We start from the raw sequence: 16,758 nt of genomic DNA on the forward strand, positions 1-16,758 counted from the left end.
CAAAAAGGCGGGCAAAACGCCTGTTCGTTTTGTCCCACCCTCTTTTTTACCCGTTTGATACATTCACAACTTTATCTGCTTGCCGTGAAAGATTGTTCTTTGATTGTTTCTATTAATTCGTTCAAGTGCTGACTGGCAGTTACTCCGTCATCTTGCTTCAAACTTGCTTCTGAAAGAATAAATGACCCACCAACTGCTACTACTTGAGGATGGTTCAAATAGTCGAGAACATTGGTTTCATCAATGCCACCCGTTGGCAAAAATTTCACGTCATAAAATGGTCCACTCAAGGCCTTGATTGCCTTTAGCCCGCCATAGATATCTGCTGGGAAAAATTTAACCATATGAATACCATAATCCACCGCTTGCTGAATTTCACTGGGTGTTGCCGTTCCAGGAAAAACGGGAATACCTTGAGCTAAACTATATTCGATGACTTCAGGAATCACAGCTGGTGACACAATAAATTTCGCGCCATTCTTAACTGCTGCCTTTGCCTGTGCCAACGTTCGCACAGTGCCCGCACCCACCAACAATTTTCCAGATCTTGCTAATTGTTTGATGGCCGCTTCTGCCAATTCACTACGAAACGTAACTTCAACTAACGGTAACTGATTTGCTAACAGAATTTCTTCCAATCGATCCAGATAGTCAAGATCCGTTGCAGTATAAAGAGGCAATAGCTTTGCTTCTTCGATTTTTTGATAAACTTCGTTTTGAATTGTCTGCATTTTCAAGCTCGCTCCCTCACAAAACGTGATCTATTTTTTGGCTTTTGTGATTGCTTCGTGTAATCCTTGCATATAGGTAATCCCCATTGCGCGGTCATATAAACCATAGCCTGGCATCGCCACTTCTCCCCAAATCGTTCGACCATGGTCAGGACGAATCACACCATCAAAACCAACGTCCACTAATGCTTGCATCAGCGCATACATATCAAGTGAACCTTCTGTTGATAAATGTGCTGTTTCCTTGAACTTTCTTTCACCCATAAAGCCAACATTTCTAAAGTGGACAAAGTTAATTCGTTCTCCAACTTCATGAATGATTTCAACCAAATCGTTGGCTGGATCTGCTCCCAAGGAACCTGTGCATAACGTAATTCCATTGTAAGGAGAATCAACAATTGATAAAATTCGTTTTAAGTCTGCCAGGTTCTTTGTAATGCGTGGGAAGCCAAAGATCTCCCATGGTGGATCATCCGGATGGATAGCCATTTTCACATCCATTTCCTCACAAACTGGAATAATTTTTTGCAGGAAATAGGAAAGATTTTCAAATAAAACTTCTTCCGTCACACCTTCATAAGTTTCCACCAACCGATTGAATTTATCTAGGCGTTCTTTCTCCCAGCCGGGCAAACGAAATCCTTTTGATTGGCTATGGATCAATGTATACATTTCACTTGGCTGCATGTTGTCAACTACTGACTGATCATAGACTAACGAAAAGCTGCCATCTTCATTTTCATAAAACAAATTGGTCTTTGCCCAACCAAAAATTGGCTTAAAGCTATAACAAATCAAATGCACGCCACACTTCGACAAATTTTTGATTGTCTGGATATAGTTATCAATATAATGATCTCTATCGGCTGTTCCTGCTTTAATTGCATCATGGATGGCCACACTTTCAATTCCTAATAATTCTAGATTTCCAGCTTCAACAGAATCTTTTAATTCCTGAATTTCGTCAACTTCCCAGATATCACCAGGTAACTTGTCTAACAAAGTCCCTACAATTCCATTGATGCCCGGAATTTGACCTACATTTTCCAGCGGAATCGAGTCTCCTTGACCATACCATCTAAATCCCCACTTCATCTTGGCTTACGCCTCCTTTAAAAGTCATCTTCTTCATCATTTTCTTCAGTCATTGATGTATGCCATGCTTGTAAACTATCTTCTCCCTGTGCAAGGATTGCCGGAGCAACTTGTTCTAAAGGCGTTTCAATTAATTGATGATTGATCGTTTCCAATAACATTGGTAAGTTGACACCGCCAATGACATACACTTGTTCTTGAAGTGCTGGTTCCAATTGACTAACAGCTAATACTGACTGATTGTAGGGACTAGCACTTACCAAGTCTGTTAATACAATGACACCATTTTCTTGATTGACTTCATGGATTGCTTTCCCGATTTTTTCACCTAAAAGTTGTACATCATCCGCTTGGTTCAAGCGAACGGTTGCTGTATTATTCGTTGCCCCAATGATTACCGTTGCAGCATCTTTTAATCCTTCACTCAACGTACCATGTGTTGCAATCACAATTCCTAACATGATGCTTCCTCCTCGACAGAAAGTTTTGGTTCATTTCTTTTGAAAAAAGTCATAACTTTTACGATATTTTCCATATTAAGTTCTTTTTGATCGAGTACTTCTCGACTTAGATAAAAGCCAGTTGTCTCTGCTTGATTTTCACCACTAAACAAATACATCGGCTGTTTTTCTAACAATTGTTCGGACACAACTTCAATGCCTGCTTTTTTAGCAGCTTCACTTGTTTTTTTAGGCGTACCCAGTACTCTCAATGGTGCCTTCGCCCCAACGCTATCCAACAAGTACACTTCACAATTTCTTTTGGTTACACTTTGTAGTACCGTAACTCCTTGCTCACCAAAGCATCCTTCATCAAGCAGTGCATAAGCTGTTTTTTCATCGGGTTCTTCCATCATTGCTAGTAGCGTCAAGATCGATGACGTATTCCGAACAAGATTTTTACGATTCGACAATCCTTGAGTCACCTTGCCTAAAAAATAAAAGTAACTAGCAAAGACAGCTATTACGAGCCATGTACTAAAAGTAGTCACATCAAAAACCAATGCATACTTCATTAAGTAAACGATCGTCGCCATTAAGCCAATAAAAATCAGGCTGACTGTGCCTAATAAAATAAATTTGGTCGTAGCCTTCGCTTGTTCTTTTCGTTGAAACAAAGTGTACGCCCCCACATGTCTAGGTGGTGTGTCATAATACGTGCAAATCACTCGCTCGGCATTTTCGACATCGCCAATGTAAATATTTCTGGAAGAGGTTCTTTTCTGTTGGTTATATTCAATTACTTGTACGTCTTCTCGCATCGGCAAAATATCTGCAATAACGGCTGAGATAAATCTTGTTTTTTGTTTGTGTGTACGCCGTAAGCGATAGACATATTGGTAACGAAACAACCAATCTTGAAAGCGTTCCTTTTTTTGCATCGTACTCCCCACCTATCCTTGTTCGTTTATTTGGGGAGTCTGGTAATCAATCCCAGACTCCATTTGCTTATCCTTATGCGTGATTTTACAAATCAAATTTGCTTAAAATGTCTTTTAAAGTTGATTTTGGCGCAGATGGCGTTGCTTGGAAATAAATATTTTCAACCCCATAGTCTTCGTTCAATTCTTTTAATTTTTGCGCATCTTCTTTATTTAAATAAACTGATTTTGTTACTAATAAATCTTTTTCTGGATCTTTTTGAGCAATCCCGCCAATATTTAATTCTTTCATTGGTATACCATGTTTGACTAAGTCATAGATCACACTCACTGTTTTGGCAATCAAGATGCAGTTATACTCTTTAAACTCATATTCATCCCAATAAAATTTTGCTTTATCGCTTGTGATGACAATCGTTTTTTGCCCCGTACGACTTCCCGCGTTTTTATAAAGATCACGCATGAATTTATCTTTTGCGACAACATCATCCACTACAAAAATGGAATTAACTCCGCTCTTTTGTGACAAAGTCACCATTACTTGACCATGGATTAAACGTTCATCTACACGTGCTAAGTTTACTTTTCCCATCAAAAACACTTCCTTTAATTTTTATAAAATTCCAATACCTGCTAAGACAATCAAAATCAATGTTAACCAGAGCAACGCTTGAGTTACTTTTAGTCCCTTTTTGTTATAGAACCAGTAAACACCCATCACGACTGCTAACGGCAACAACCCTGGAACAATTTGGTCCAAAATATCTTGAATGACGAAATCTTTACCCGAAATAACAAACTTCAAGGTTGACTCTACTTTGACATAATTACCTGCTAAAACACCCATCATGAATAGCCCTAAAACAGATAATGTTTCAATTGCTGTTTGAATGCCGGTGCTTTGCATCAAACCAGTGGCATTTCGTCCCATTGCAAAAGCTTGTCTTGCAAAGAACACCCCTAAAATCGCTTGATACGTGGCAAAACAGATGAATGGGAACAACGCGCCTAACGCACTACCTTGTTGTGCCCATGGAACTGCGATTGCAATAAAGATATATTGAACAGTTCCTGAGTCAATCGCATCCCCAATTCCTGCTAAAGCCCCCATCAAACCAGCTTTTGTGTTGTACATCAAATCATCTTGCATCAAAACTTCACTGTCAGTATATTCTTCTTCTGCACGTTGTTGTTCCATTGAAGACATTAACCCAGTGATTACACCACCACCCCAACTTAATTGGGTATTGAAGAACAACAACTGACGTTTATAAGCAGCTCTTCTAGCATCATCATCTTTATACAATTTTTTCAAAATCGGCATCATTCCATAAAGTAAGGATGGTGCCAAATAGCGTTCAAATGAGTGCGGAATTTCATTAGCGAAATGCCAACGTAAATAGGCTTTCGTCACATCTTTTTTGGTAATCTCTTCTGGTGCTTGACTGTTTACTTGTGTTTTTTCAATTGCTTCTGTCATCATTCTTCCTCCTTACTTTGCTTAGAATCCATCATCATAGTCATCGTCATCATCATCGAACGTTGTCGTTGCAGTACCATTACCATTGTCAGCAGCTGCTTGGACATGTTTTCCTTGTTGTGATTTCACGAAAATCAAAGCAATCAATACACCAAAGATTGCGTAAGTTACCATCGTGATTTCTAATGATTTGAAGACAACACTTAAGAAATAAGCCAAGAAGAAGAACACCATATAATCTTTTCGACCAATAACATAAACTGTTGTAGCAATCCCAATTGCCGCTAAACCACCACCAACAACTTCTAAAATATGAATCACAACCGTTCCTTCTAAAGCAGTAATCACATCGGCAATAATTGGTGCCCCCAAATAAAGTGCGATAAATACTAACGGTACGAATAACAGAAATGAAGCCAAGGTTGGATATAAGATAATTGAACGTTTGATTGCTTTGTCGTTCAAGTCTTCAACAGCTTTATCTGTATATTTCCCTAAAAATGTATTGATAAAGAAGCGCAATTGATATAAATAACTTCCTAATAATCCTACTGGAACAGCTACTGCAATTGCTGCCTCAGGTGAAAGATCTCCTAAAAGTGCTACTGGAACAGCCACCGCTGCTGCAATTGATGGTTCAGCTGGCATTGAACCTCCAGGTGAAAAGACACCCATATAAATCATTTGTAATGAAGCGGTGATAATCATTGCTTGTGCCACGTTTCCCATGATGATTCCGACAACTAACCCTGTCATCAATGGCGAGAATCGAAGTGTTAACGTTGCCCCTCCGCCAAGCCATCTTGACATGATAGCTGCAACCCATAAGGCAATCAATAAACTTTGTATGATACTTAAATTTTCCATAAGTCCTCCCCTAAACTTTCGTTCATTTTTGTTTTGACCTAACGACCTTTATCCTACGAACTGATTTTATCAACTGAATTTTATACTAAATAATAGCTCTGACTTTGGACCGCTCGTTCTGGTAAACGACCAGCAACAATTCGCTCGACATCTTCAACACATTTTTTTCCCATCTCTTCTAGGCATTCCCTTGTATATGCAGAGGTGTGTGGTGTCATTACAACATTTTCAAATGATAGATAAGGATGATCTTTTCTTCCCGGTTCTTCTTCCAAGACATCTGTAGCAAAACCAGCGATTTTTCCTGATTTTAGCCCTGCAACCAGTGCTTCCTCATCAATCAAAGCACCCCTAGCACTATTTGACAGATAAACCTGATCTTTCATCTTTTCGATTTCAGCCGTTGAAATCATATGATAATTTTCTTCTGTAAGATTGGCACATAAACAGATAATATCTGCTGAAGCAAGTAATTCATCCAGCTCCACTTTTTTGGCACCAAAGCTTTGTAAATACAACTCTGATTTATAAGGATCATATGCCAAAACTTCGCAACGAAATCCATTTCGTAAAATCTCGACCACACAGCTTCCTGTGTTTCCAACCCCGATTACGCCAACTGTTTTGTTGAAGAGTGCCCGACCAACAAATTGTGCACGATCTTCCCAGTGATCCTTTTTCACACTAGAATCTGCTTCAACTGTGCATCTTAAAATAGCTAACAGATTTGTGATATTGTTTTCGGCTACGGCATCTCGCTCAACTAATGCCGGAATGATTGAAACAATCGTTCCTTTTTCTTTTGCTGCTTCGAGGTCGATATTGTTGTACCCAATGCCGTGTCGAGAAATCAAACGTAGTTCATCTTTATACTCGAAAAATTCTTTGGTAAAAAATGGGGTAACACTGGCAATAATCACATTGTAGCCGTGCAACATTTCTGCCAGTTCTTTTCCAGGTATCTCACCATCTACAGTAAAGTGTTTGACGGTTCCTAACGCTTCTAATCGTTTTAAATGTTCAGGAAAAATTTTGCCAAAGCTACTTGAATTCACAATTGCGATTTGATACTTAGCCATTTTTTTACTCCCTTCACTCTTTTTTGATTACTTCATGACCACCAAAACCATTTCGCAAAGCAGAAACAACTTTTGCAGAAAAACTGTCTTCTTCCTGTGACAGATTTCTCATGAATAAACTCATCGCAATCACCGGAACAGGGACATTCATTGCTAATGCTGTTTCTACCGTCCATTTTGCCTCACCAGAAGCTGCTACGATTCCACGATAATCTGCCAATTCAGGACTTTGGCGAAATTGTTCTTCTGCGATTTCCATTAACCACCCTCGAATAACGGAACCGTGATTCCAAACACGAGCTACATCTGCTAGATCGAAATCATAATCACTTTGTTCCACTAATTGAAAGCCTTCGCCGATTGCCTGCATCATGCCATATTCAATCCCGTTGTGAACCATTTTCAAAAAGTGACCGCTCCCAGCTGGCCCAGCATATAGGTAACCGTTTTCAATTGCAAGATCTTTAAATAATTGCTCAATAGATAAAAAGATTTCTTGGTTTCCACCAATCATCAAACACGCATTGTTACGCGCACCTGAAATACCACCCGAAGTTCCACAATCAAAATAATAAATGCCACGTTCTTCAAAAATTGCTGCGCGCCGAACTGAATCTTGATAATTTGAGTTTCCACCTTCAATCACAATGTCCTGCGGTGCTAAAAGTGGCAATAATTGCTCTAATACTCGATCAGTTGGGCTGCCTGCGGGTAACATCAACCAAATAATTTTTTGCTCTAGCTTGTCTTCTTGATAAGAAGCTAGTAAGTCTTCGACTGTTTGAAAGGCTTCGATCCCTTCATGACTTGCAATATTTAACGTCTCTTCAGCTAAATCTGTCCCCTTTATTTCATAGCCACGCTCTTTCAAATTGATTGCTAAGTTCATTCCCATCTTACCTAATCCAACAAAACTCACTTTCATGATAGCGCCTCCATTTCTATATCCTCATTATACAAAAAAATATTTTTTTGTAAACATAAAAAATAAAAATTTTTTCGTTTGATTTTTTTATTGAAACATTATATCCTTTATTTAGAGAGTAAAGGGGGAACACATATGTCTGTATCCATTCGCTTACAAATAAGAACCATGTACAATGATTTCAGTCCGAAAGAGCAAGCCATTGCAGATTATGTTCTAGAAAATTCAAGTAAAGTAGCCCACAGTTCCATTAGCGATTTAGCGAATGAGCTTGGAATCGCTGACTCCACTTTTTTTCAATTTACGAAAAAACTTGGTTACAATGGATTCAAAGATTTCAAAATGGCAATGCTCATTCAAGAAAATGATTTTTCTGCGATTGCCATCCACGAAAACATTGATCAAAATGATACGGAATTAACCATGGCACAAAAAGTTTTTGACTCCAACATCACAACTTTGAATGATACACAAAGGTTATTGCGACAAGAAGATTTAAAGCAAGCGGTTGATCTGATCAACACTTCTGATCGGCTCTTTTTCTTTGGTGTAGGTGGATCTGAAATCGTTGCAACCGATGCTTATCACAAATTTTTACGCTCACCAATCTCAGTTTTTCATAGTACGGATTACCATATTCAATTGATGGAGGCTTCTCTTTTAACACCCACTGATTGTGCAATCTTGATTTCTCATACAGGTAAATCAAAAGAAACCATTCGTTTAGCAGAAACCGTCAAAGCCACCGGGGCAAAAGCAATCGTCGTCACAAGTCAGGCAAATTCTCCTTTGGCTAAGTTGGGTGACGTGGTCTTTATTTCCATTGCAGAAGAAACCGAATTTCGTTCTGAAGCTTTAGCTTCGCGAATTTCTCAACTAAGCATCATGGACTCGCTTTATGTCATTTTAATGTTTTATAATCAAGAAAAAGCACGTGATTCGATTTCCAAAGTTCGCCGAGTAATTGCTCGCAGCAAACAATAAAAAAACCACCAACCATTAGCCCAGATTACTAATGGTTGGTGGTTTTTTTATTTGTTCTGAAAGTAAATTGTTTATTGGTGGCATCAAAAGGAGAAAGACAGTACACACGTGTCAAATCAGAGGCATCTGTGTTCTCTACTTATTTTTGTCTAGGTAAGAAACTACCTAGCACTATCCCACAAAAAAACAGGCAACTAAGTTTCCCCATACCATACTTCAGTAGTCAGCCTGCTTTATTGAATTATTTTTACTTAATCAATCACTTGTTTCACCTTGAACTCTTTTGTCTGTTCCGATTTTTCTTCTTGGCTCGCTAATTCAAACAATATATGTTCTCCACTTGATTCATCTTCGACAATGACCAATTTTCCCAGTGGCTGACGTTGGTCTTTCACGATTTGTGCTTCACGAATCAATTCTTTTGGGTCACGTTTTGCTGCTAATGCATTTCCTAAATTAAAAAAAACTGTTTCTTCCATCATAATCCCTCCCATTTCTACCGATATTTTGCTTTTTATCAAAACTTGAAATCTTTACGCGTTGGAACCTGCCTGTTGAAACTTCTATAGTTTTATTATACCATGCGTCAGAAAAACAATGTATTTTGGGCACACTGATTCATTTATAAAAAATAACTTGCTTATAAAAATAGAAAAAAAGTAGAGCCAAACATTCACACGTTTTGCTCCACTCTTCTCTTCATCCTTAAATTTCAATCAGCATACCGTCATAAGCTGTCAACATTTGGTGCTCATCTGCTAATTCTTTCATTTCTTGATGTGTCAAACCTCCATTGTGAGAAAAATGACTAAGAACATAGGTCGTCTTTTCATCACATAACCCTCGTTCGGACAACGATTGAATCAGTCGTAAATTTTCTCCTAAATTCATGTGAATACCACCAACATACGTCATGTTTTGTCCTGTACAATCCAATGAGATCGCATCTAGTTTTAATTGATTTTCTTCTAAATAATCCAGAACTTCATCGGTTGGAAATCCTGTATCATGTGTATAAAACAAGCGTTTCCCATCACGTTCAATCACATAAATGAAACAATCTCCATTTTTTTGACCATGAACAGCTGGTAGTGTATGAACTTGATACTCACCAATTTGATACTTTTCAAATGGCGCTAATTCTTGAAACTCGATTCGTTCAGGTTCAATCATTTTTTCTAATTCAAATGCACGATCAAAGAAGCGATGAACAGTTGCATTACCATAAACGGTCAGTTTTTTATCCAAATCATTCGCATACGAGCTCATTCGAAAAGCCAAATCTTCTGCATATAAATGATCGCTGTGCCAATGTGTAATCAATAAATGTTCAATCTCATTGAAATTCAGCTGATGTTCCCGTAAATGAAAATAGCTATCTCCAGGAAAATCAATTAATAACTCACCATCATCTATTAAGGTTTGTGTCTGAGTTCGTAAGTCTTTTCCACCATGTTCTCGTGCATAACGACAAATACGACAGTTACAAAAAATCCCGGGAACTCTTTCCGCTGCCGCCGTGCCTAAATAATGAATTTTCATGTTGTTTCCTCCTACCAATAAGTTGCCCAGCTTCGATACAAACGTGTCAGTGCCTCAAAATAAAAATAGTCCCCCCATGTAGTACATTCGTTAACTCCTGTCCCACCTGGCTTAGAGTATACGCCTTGAACTAGTAAACCATTTGATTCAGGATGACTTTTTGTCGTGTAATTCATCAGATTAACCATGATTTCCTGCGCAGCCTCTTCATATTTTTGGCGTCGTGAATCCGTTAACGGTAAGTTTTTTGCCAACTCCAACAAACCACAAACAGTAATTGCTGATGCAGACGTATCTCTTTCTTCCTCACCATCCATAAAAAACAGATCCCAATAAGCAATTTTATCTTCCGGCAAGTGGGCTAAGTAATAATCTGCTAAATAACAAGAAGACTCTAGTAACGTTGCATCACCTGTATGAGTAAAACTGATTGGAAATCCATAGATTCCCCACGCTTGACCTCTTGCCCAACAGGAATCGTCTGCGTAGCCTTGCGCTGTCGCGCCAAAACGAGGGTTTCCTGTCTCAATATCCATATAATACGTATGAAAAGTCGAATAATCCTCACGAATCAAATATTTTTGTGCCAATTTCACATGATTTTTAGCTGCTTCTCGATAACGTGGGTCGCCTGTTTCATTTGAAGCAAAATACAGTAAAGGCAAATTCATATTGCAGTCAATAATCATTCGACCTTGTTGCTCTTTATCAGAAAGCTCCCCCCATGCTTGGAAAATCTTCGCTGTTTCGTTATAACGTCGCATTAAAACATCCGCGGCTTGGAGCGCCATTTTTCGTGAAGAACCTGTGTTATTTTCACGATAGTCGGCAACTGCTGCCAAGGAGTATAAAAAACCAATATCATGGTGGTTCAAAACAATTTCTTCATCTAGTCGTTGTTGAAATACTTCTAGCTGTTTGGTAATCACTTGCTGAATTCGCTTGTCTGGTCGATAGCCTTGAGCCAAATGCAGCATACCAATCCAAAAACCATCTGTCCAATCTGCGTTTTCAACAGCTGGATAACAATAGTTTTTAGAAACTGCTGCCGGAACTAGGGTTTCAAATGTTGTCAGGTTCTCAATGATTTTTTGATAAACAAATTCAAGTTCTTGTGCTACTTTTTCTTTCGTTAGCATATTGTCCTCCAATTTAATACAAAACAATTTTTTCTTGGTCAGTAGCTACAACCACTCGGCCATAATAATATTCTCCCTCAACACAATAGGCTCTTCGCCCATGGGCAGGCTCTTGATGCTGAATTAGAATGAGTTTTTGTGTGCGATCTTTCAACTGAACCTTGATTGCTTCCACTACTTCATCTGGTTGTTGTTCTGCTTCTGAATAAACGGGTAGCTTTTCAACTTTTGTAACCAGTCCTTGTGGGTTTAAAAGATAAGTTGTTGCGGCTGTTCCTTGAATATTTTTCTTTGCTCTCGCACAAGTGATTTTTCGCAATTCATTATAAGTTGGCGCACTATTTTTTTCGTAACATTCCCAGCGTGCTTCTTTTGCTAAACATGAAATCTCGTAGCCTAATTCTGGGAAGATTAACATACTTTGCTTTTGTTGAACTGTTGATGAATCAAAGTGAAAAAAGGTTTCAATTTCATGATTTCCGCGACAAATATAGCTGTCACTAACAAAGCTGAATCCCTCCGGAAAATGAATCACTTTACGATCGACGTACACTGGATCAGCTAATGTAAAATAACCCAAATGTCCACCTTCAAAAAACTGGATGCCTGACTTTTCGGTAGCTTTTTGATTGATTGGTGTCGCCACTTTGACACTGTCCCACGCATCTGTATGCTGATTAAAGTTTTCTTTATCAACCACGATGGTATTATGCGCTGTTGCTTCTTTGAAAACCAGTCGGTGCTTACTTAATTCGTAGCTGTATCGACCTGAATCAATCAAGATATCTTTTCCTTGATAGGCTAAGTCAATATGGAGTAAATCATCATGTCCATGCCCGCCCCCCAGAGGTCCGCATTTAAACAAATGATACGTCAGTGGGCTTTTTGCAATCATGATTCCTGCTTGCTCAAAATGATGAAAGGCTTCTTTCAATAACAAGCAATCGGTAATTGGAAATTGACCTCTTCCTAAAGAAGTTTTTGCAAAAAAGGTTAAGTCTGCTTGATTTTTTTTCACTGGTTCTTCTGGATTGGTTAAAATAACTTCTGCATATTGCAATAAGCCCGTCATATCTTCTTGATCGCTATCGCCATACATTGGTTGCTGACCATTTGGTTTCACAAATAAGCTTGCTGCTCTTGCCAATTGTTTCGCATAGTCAACCATTTTTTCTGGTACGTCAGTTGCTGTCCTTTGAGCGAGTTGTAAAATTTCCAATAAACAAAGCAAAACTTCATTGTGATACATAAAAGATTGTTCTCGTTGCATACCATCTGCTTCCACTTGTAAAGCGAATGAATGCGTTAAGTAAAAGAGACTTTCTGCTTGCCATAAATCTGCCTTCTCGAAATTGGGAAAAGCTAGACTTAAACTATACAACCCTGCAATTTCTAAAACCTGCCAGTTGCTCTGCCCTCGTTCAATTGATAAATTTTCGTAGAGATACGTTCCTTGAATCTCAAGAGCTGTTTCTACTTTTTGCTTCAATTCGTCCGAAAAAAGTGGCAAGAAGCGATTCATTTCAACTAGCTTCAACCAATTGACTACACGTAGCCCAACATCAATGGTTCGCCAGCTAGACTGTTTTGTTAGTTGATTTAGCGGATTATGTTGAAGAAACGCGTGTAAAAAACGTTCAAGATATTCTTGGTACTCTGACTCTTCAGTTAATAAATAGGCCAATCCTACATCAACTAAAAAGCGATGACGATGTAACATATAGAGCCATTCCAAATCACCATTTGGACTAGTTGACCACTCAATGTCTGCTACTTGCCAGAAAACAGGCTCGTGGGTTCTTTCCATGTCCCATGCGTTATCAAAAAGATATTCCCCAGAAACAAACCGTTGACTCCTCGCAAGCAGTTCTTGACACTCTTTTTCGTTATTTTTTAGCAACTCTTCTTTAAATTCAAACAGCTCTTCTTGACTTGTGCAATTGAAAAAACCTTTAAAATTTTGCTCCATGTCACTGACTCCTATGCCATGATAGGTGCTTCAGAAAAATGAATTTCATAGATTGGCACACCTTCTGTTTCAAAAATAATGACTTCATTTATCCCTTTTTTCCAAAAGAAATCAGGAATGAATAAAGACTGGGTCGGCCCTGCTTGCCAATAGCGCCCGATGTTTTCCCCATTCACGAAAACAACACCTTTACCAAAACTGCTGCAATCTAAAAACGTATTTCCAACTTCCTCTAGCAATAGCTCAATCTTATAAAAACTTGGTGTTTTCGCGATTGTCGCTTTGGTAAAATCAATTTTATCTAACTGCTCCGGTTGCAATTCTAACGGATAATGTTCCCAATCAGAGATGTAATGAATATCCTCCATCACCCCACTTCGAATCCCTTTTCGTTGACTATCTGCAACTAACTTCGGCCCATAATTATTTCGGCCCATATTTTCAACCAACAAACTCAATTCATTTTGTTCTTTAGTCAATTCGCATGCAAACTCTTGCCCTAATTCTGCCTGATATTGGGTTGTAATCAACTGCTGATTCATGAAAAACTGCACACGATCCAAACCATCAACAACTTTCATTTTGGCAATGTGACGTTTGTTCAATAATTGGCTACGATACAAAGTATACCCAAAATTTTGTCCGATTTTTTCCATTGGTAAGGTGTAGTCATTGATTATCGGTTCACTGATTTCTTCCAAAACAGAAAACAAACTGACACTTTCCTTAACTGCATAAGAACCTAAGTAAATTGTCTTTGGATAAACAGGTTTTGAAATTTTAGCTGTTGGTACTTCTTCTTGAATAACTTTTTGAATAGCAAAATATTTTTCTGTTGGCATACCCCATTCTGTTAATGGCGCATCATAATCATAAGAAGTGATCTGTGGTTCATTGGTTGCTCCTGCATCTGAACAACCATTATAAAATCCAAAGTTTGTGCCACCTTGAAACATATAGAAATTAATACTCCCTTTTTTTAACACTTGGCGTACTTCTTCTGCTGTTTCTTGTGGATCACGACGAATAATTGGTTTCCCCCAAGAATTGAACCAGCCATCCCAAAACTCCATGCACATGTAAGGTTCCTTCAGTCCATTTTTTTCCTGATAATTCTGTAACCATTTGAAGTTTTCATTTGCATCAGAACCAAAATTTGCTGTAGCTAAAATACCTTCTTGTGGTAAAGTTCCAGCTTCTAAAACTTCTTCCCAGCCACCATCTGAAGTTACTAAAGGAACATCAAAGTAACGGCGGAGTTCCTCTGCCAAAAATTTTAAATACATTTTATCTTCGCCGTAAGAACCATATTCATTTTCTACTTGAACAAGCAACAAACGCCCTCCACGTGTAACTTGATATGGCGCCAATTTTGGTAATAATACATGATAATATTCTTTCACCGCCTGCAAATAACCTGGATGTTGGCTGCGAATACGCATGCTTGGATCTGCCAATAACCAAGCTGGCAACCCACCAAAATCCCATTCTGCACAAATATACGGGCTTGGTCGAACAATGATATACAAACCTAATTCTTCTGCAATATCTAAGAATTTAGTTACATTCGCAATCCCAGTAAAATCAAACGTTCCCTTTTGTGGTTCATGTAAATTCCAAGGGATATACGTTTCCACGCAATTACAGCCCATTGCTTGCAAATTTTGTAACGTTTGACGCCAATGTGTCGGGGCAATTCTAAAATAATGAACGGCACCAGAAATCAACTTGATTGGCTGCCCATCCACGTAAAATTCTTCTTTGACTTCGAAATTCATCCTGCAGTTCCTCCTAAAATTCTTATTTGATTGCAGAGTCTAGACCATTTGACTTGAATTTTGATTGTAAAAACATATAAAGAAAGACAATCGGGATAACTGACGTTGCTAAGACCGCCATCAGCGCACCATAATTCAAAGGATCGTAATTGTTTTGTGTCATGTTTTGAATAATTAATGGTACAGTGAATTTTTTTGAATCGGATAAAACAATCAACGGAATCAAATAAGAATTCCAGTAGCCCATAAATGTCAGTAACGCTGTCGTAATGATACTTGGTGTCAACACTGGAACAGCAATTTTCCAAAAAATCGTCCACTCACTAGCACCGTCGATCCGGGAAGCTTCCATCAATTCATTGGGAAACTGCTGTGCATATTGACGCATCATAAATACGGAAGTTGTCGAAGCAACACTCGGAATGATTACCCCGGCAAACGTGTTCGTTAAACCAAACTTACTTAAAATATAGAAGGTAGGAATCAATGTAGCAAAACTTGGAATCATTCGCGAAACCATCACTAAATTAAAGATAAGATTGCTACCTTTAAACCGGTATTTTGCCATAACATAACCAGCTAACGTTGTGACAATCGTCGAAAGTGCTGTCCCTACCAATGTGATGACAGCTGAATTAAATAAGACTCGGATATAATTATATTTTTCTTGTATCTCACCGAGGTTTTTCAAAAAATGTGGGCCAATCGTAAAATTGATTTTTTCCCCTAAAATGACATCATTCGATTGTGTTGAAGCAATGAGCATATAAACATAAGGTAAAGCAAAGATCACTAAACCAATCAGCAAAACGAAATAAATAAGTAAAGGGTTCAATTTACGCTTCATTGTTTTTTCCTCCTACAATAAACTGAATGATTGATAGGATTGCAGCGATAATTACCATCGTCCAGGCAATCGCAGAAGCTTTCCCAAAATCAACCATTTCAAAACTTGTTTTATACAAATTCACACCAACTGTTACTGCAGAAGATTCTGGTCCAAATCCATTTTTGAATAAGATGTTTGGCACTTCAAAAGCACCTAACCCATTGATTGTCGAAAGAATCATTCCCATCAGCACAACTGGTTTTAACAAAGGAATCGTGATTTTAAAGAACTTGTGGAAACTATTTGCTCCATCGATATCCGCGCTCTCATAAATTTCTGAAGAGATATTTTGCAATCCAGCTAAAAACAAGACTGTGTAATACCCAACATTCAACCAGATTGAGATAATGATGATGGATACTCGTGCCCAAAATGGATCCGTTAGCCAAGGAATCGGCTCCATTCCCAAAGTTGTTAACACGGTATTGAACAAACCTGTTGGATTATAAAAAGTTAAAAATACGGATGACACAGCAACAATCGATGTGATTGCCGGTAAATAATACACTGTTCGGAAAAAACCTTTTCCTTTAATCGTTGGCTTATTCAACAAAACAGCAAAAATCAAAGCAAAGAAAATCGTAATCGGAATTGAAAAAATCATAAAGATGAATACATTGAAGTATGATTTAAAAAACAATGGATCTTTAAAAATAGCTGTAAAATTATCTAAACCAATAAAATCAATGGATGTCGATACTTTTGAAAAACTAAATCCTAATGACATCACTGCTGGAATCAATAAAGTAATGATGAAAAATGCTAAAAATGGCAACAACATGATGTAAGCTGTTCGGGAATAATTCGTAATGCCTTTTTTCTTTTTTGGAAATTCCATGTCCAGATGCTCCTTTTCTGTTCTAAAAATAGGTTAGGACAGTATGGCAGCCCTCACTATC

General features: G+C 38.2%; 17 protein-coding genes. 1 reads left to right on the plus strand and 16 read right to left on the minus strand.

Annotated features, from left to right (window positions below):
* Nucleotides 1-71: 71 nt before the first annotated feature.
* The 9 genes from IGJ66_RS10115 to gnd all read right to left on the minus strand — a co-directional run bounded on the left by IGJ66_RS10115 (nt 72) and on the right by gnd (nt 7,558).
* On the minus strand, nt 72-731 hold the full coding sequence (locus tag IGJ66_RS10115; protein ID WP_218657939.1) for a bifunctional 4-hydroxy-2-oxoglutarate aldolase/2-dehydro-3-deoxy-phosphogluconate aldolase: 660 nt from the start codon (nt 729-731) through the stop codon (nt 72-74).
* Between the two features lie 30 nt (nt 732-761).
* Entirely contained in the window at nt 762-1,826 is a 1,065-nt protein-coding gene (gene uxuA, locus IGJ66_RS10120; protein WP_071869167.1) for a mannonate dehydratase, read from the minus strand.
* Between the two features lie 17 nt (nt 1,827-1,843).
* A complete protein-coding gene (locus IGJ66_RS10125; protein ID WP_067482716.1) occupies nt 1,844-2,287 on the minus strand; it encodes a PTS sugar transporter subunit IIA in 444 nt (147 codons plus the stop codon).
* Nucleotides 2,281-3,207: a hypothetical protein gene (locus IGJ66_RS10130; RefSeq protein WP_430616569.1), complete on the minus strand. Its 927-nt coding sequence runs from the start codon at nt 3,205-3,207 to the stop codon at nt 2,281-2,283. Before IGJ66_RS10130 ends, IGJ66_RS10125 begins: the two co-directional genes overlap by 7 nt.
* 85 nt (nt 3,208-3,292) lie before the next feature.
* A complete protein-coding gene (locus tag IGJ66_RS10135) occupies nt 3,293-3,799 on the minus strand; it encodes a PTS system mannose/fructose/N-acetylgalactosamine-transporter subunit IIB (protein WP_067482720.1) in 507 nt (168 codons plus the stop codon).
* A gap of 21 nt (nt 3,800-3,820) precedes the next feature.
* Nucleotides 3,821-4,687: a PTS system mannose/fructose/sorbose family transporter subunit IID gene (locus IGJ66_RS10140; protein WP_067482722.1), complete on the minus strand. Its 867-nt coding sequence runs from the start codon at nt 4,685-4,687 to the stop codon at nt 3,821-3,823.
* Nucleotides 4,688-4,708: 21 nt separating this feature from the next.
* A complete protein-coding gene (locus tag IGJ66_RS10145; RefSeq protein WP_067482724.1) occupies nt 4,709-5,554 on the minus strand; it encodes a PTS mannose/fructose/sorbose/N-acetylgalactosamine transporter subunit IIC in 846 nt (281 codons plus the stop codon).
* Between the two features lie 80 nt (nt 5,555-5,634).
* Nucleotides 5,635-6,633, minus strand: coding sequence for a D-isomer specific 2-hydroxyacid dehydrogenase family protein (locus IGJ66_RS10150; protein ID WP_071869168.1), 999 nt, complete (start codon nt 6,631-6,633; stop codon nt 5,635-5,637).
* A 13-nt stretch (nt 6,634-6,646) separates the two neighbouring features.
* Nucleotides 6,647-7,558, minus strand: coding sequence for a phosphogluconate dehydrogenase (NAD(+)-dependent, decarboxylating) (gnd, locus tag IGJ66_RS10155; RefSeq protein ID WP_067482728.1), 912 nt, complete (start codon nt 7,556-7,558; stop codon nt 6,647-6,649).
* Between the two features lie 135 nt (nt 7,559-7,693).
* Here gnd and IGJ66_RS10160 point away from each other — a divergent pair, with 135 nt between their 5' ends.
* Nucleotides 7,694-8,542: a MurR/RpiR family transcriptional regulator gene (locus tag IGJ66_RS10160; RefSeq protein WP_067482730.1), complete on the plus strand. Its 849-nt coding sequence runs from the start codon at nt 7,694-7,696 to the stop codon at nt 8,540-8,542.
* A gap of 251 nt (nt 8,543-8,793) precedes the next feature.
* Here the strand turns inward: IGJ66_RS10160 and IGJ66_RS10165 are convergent, their stop codons facing one another.
* The 7 genes from IGJ66_RS10165 to IGJ66_RS10195 form a co-directional block, all read right to left on the minus strand.
* The gene (locus IGJ66_RS10165; protein WP_067482731.1) at nt 8,794-9,021 is read right to left on the minus strand and encodes a hypothetical protein; all 228 of its coding nucleotides are present in this window, start codon (nt 9,019-9,021) and stop codon (nt 8,794-8,796) included.
* A 226-nt stretch (nt 9,022-9,247) separates the two neighbouring features.
* Nucleotides 9,248-10,084: an MBL fold metallo-hydrolase gene (locus tag IGJ66_RS10170; protein WP_067482733.1), complete on the minus strand. Its 837-nt coding sequence runs from the start codon at nt 10,082-10,084 to the stop codon at nt 9,248-9,250.
* Nucleotides 10,085-10,095: 11 nt separating this feature from the next.
* Nucleotides 10,096-11,223, minus strand: a complete 1,128-nt coding sequence (locus IGJ66_RS10175; protein WP_368027080.1) for a glycoside hydrolase family 88 protein — start codon at nt 11,221-11,223, stop codon at nt 10,096-10,098.
* Between the two features lie 13 nt (nt 11,224-11,236).
* Nucleotides 11,237-13,192 carry an alginate lyase family protein gene (locus tag IGJ66_RS10180; RefSeq protein ID WP_430616570.1) on the minus strand — a complete coding sequence of 652 codons (1,956 nt, stop codon included), beginning with the start codon at nt 13,190-13,192 and terminating at the stop codon, nt 11,237-11,239.
* An 11-nt stretch (nt 13,193-13,203) separates the two neighbouring features.
* Nucleotides 13,204-14,970: a glycoside hydrolase family 35 protein gene (locus tag IGJ66_RS10185; protein WP_067482739.1), complete on the minus strand. Its 1,767-nt coding sequence runs from the start codon at nt 14,968-14,970 to the stop codon at nt 13,204-13,206.
* Between the two features lie 22 nt (nt 14,971-14,992).
* The gene (locus IGJ66_RS10190) at nt 14,993-15,817 is read right to left on the minus strand and encodes a carbohydrate ABC transporter permease (RefSeq protein ID WP_067482741.1); all 825 of its coding nucleotides are present in this window, start codon (nt 15,815-15,817) and stop codon (nt 14,993-14,995) included.
* Nucleotides 15,807-16,697, minus strand: a complete 891-nt coding sequence (locus IGJ66_RS10195; RefSeq protein WP_067482743.1) for a carbohydrate ABC transporter permease — start codon at nt 16,695-16,697, stop codon at nt 15,807-15,809. The genes IGJ66_RS10190 and IGJ66_RS10195 overlap by 11 nt, the downstream gene beginning before the upstream one ends.
* Between the last annotated feature and the right edge of the window lie 61 nt (nt 16,698-16,758).

The organism is Enterococcus sp. DIV0176 (genome assembly GCF_050528535.1).
Lineage (GTDB): Bacteria > Bacillota > Bacilli > Lactobacillales > Enterococcaceae > Enterococcus_B > Enterococcus_B thailandicus.

Bases quoted from the DNA above. Each gene is read 5' to 3' on its own strand.
- IGJ66_RS10130 (WP_430616569.1), bottom strand. From the start codon at position 3,207: ATGCAAAAAAAGGAACGCTTTCAAGATTGGTTGTTTCGTTACCAATAT.
- IGJ66_RS10150 (WP_071869168.1), bottom strand. From the start codon at position 6,633: ATGGCTAAGTATCAAATCGCAATTGTGAATTCAAGTAGCTTTGGCAAA.
- IGJ66_RS10190 (WP_067482741.1), bottom strand. From the start codon at position 15,817: ATGAAGCGTAAATTGAACCCTTTACTTATTTATTTCGTTTTGCTGATT.
- IGJ66_RS10160 (WP_067482730.1), top strand. From the start codon at position 7,694: ATGTCTGTATCCATTCGCTTACAAATAAGAACCATGTACAATGATTTC.
- IGJ66_RS10185 (WP_067482739.1), bottom strand. From the start codon at position 14,970: ATGAATTTCGAAGTCAAAGAAGAATTTTACGTGGATGGGCAGCCAATC.
- IGJ66_RS10175 (WP_368027080.1), bottom strand. From the start codon at position 11,223: ATGCTAACGAAAGAAAAAGTAGCACAAGAACTTGAATTTGTTTATCAA.
- IGJ66_RS10180 (WP_430616570.1), bottom strand. From the start codon at position 13,192: ATGGAGCAAAATTTTAAAGGTTTTTTCAATTGCACAAGTCAAGAAGAG.
- IGJ66_RS10170 (WP_067482733.1), bottom strand. From the start codon at position 10,084: ATGAAAATTCATTATTTAGGCACGGCGGCAGCGGAAAGAGTTCCCGGG.
- IGJ66_RS10125 (WP_067482716.1), bottom strand. From the start codon at position 2,287: ATGTTAGGAATTGTGATTGCAACACATGGTACGTTGAGTGAAGGATTA.
- IGJ66_RS10145 (WP_067482724.1), bottom strand. From the start codon at position 5,554: ATGGAAAATTTAAGTATCATACAAAGTTTATTGATTGCCTTATGGGTT.
- IGJ66_RS10195 (WP_067482743.1), bottom strand. From the start codon at position 16,697: ATGGAATTTCCAAAAAAGAAAAAAGGCATTACGAATTATTCCCGAACA.
- IGJ66_RS10165 (WP_067482731.1), bottom strand. From the start codon at position 9,021: ATGGAAGAAACAGTTTTTTTTAATTTAGGAAATGCATTAGCAGCAAAA.
- IGJ66_RS10135 (WP_067482720.1), bottom strand. From the start codon at position 3,799: ATGGGAAAAGTAAACTTAGCACGTGTAGATGAACGTTTAATCCATGGT.
- gnd (WP_067482728.1), bottom strand. From the start codon at position 7,558: ATGAAAGTGAGTTTTGTTGGATTAGGTAAGATGGGAATGAACTTAGCA.
- uxuA (WP_071869167.1), bottom strand. From the start codon at position 1,826: ATGAAGTGGGGATTTAGATGGTATGGTCAAGGAGACTCGATTCCGCTG.
- IGJ66_RS10115 (WP_218657939.1), bottom strand. From the start codon at position 731: ATGCAGACAATTCAAAACGAAGTTTATCAAAAAATCGAAGAAGCAAAG.
- IGJ66_RS10140 (WP_067482722.1), bottom strand. From the start codon at position 4,687: ATGACAGAAGCAATTGAAAAAACACAAGTAAACAGTCAAGCACCAGAA.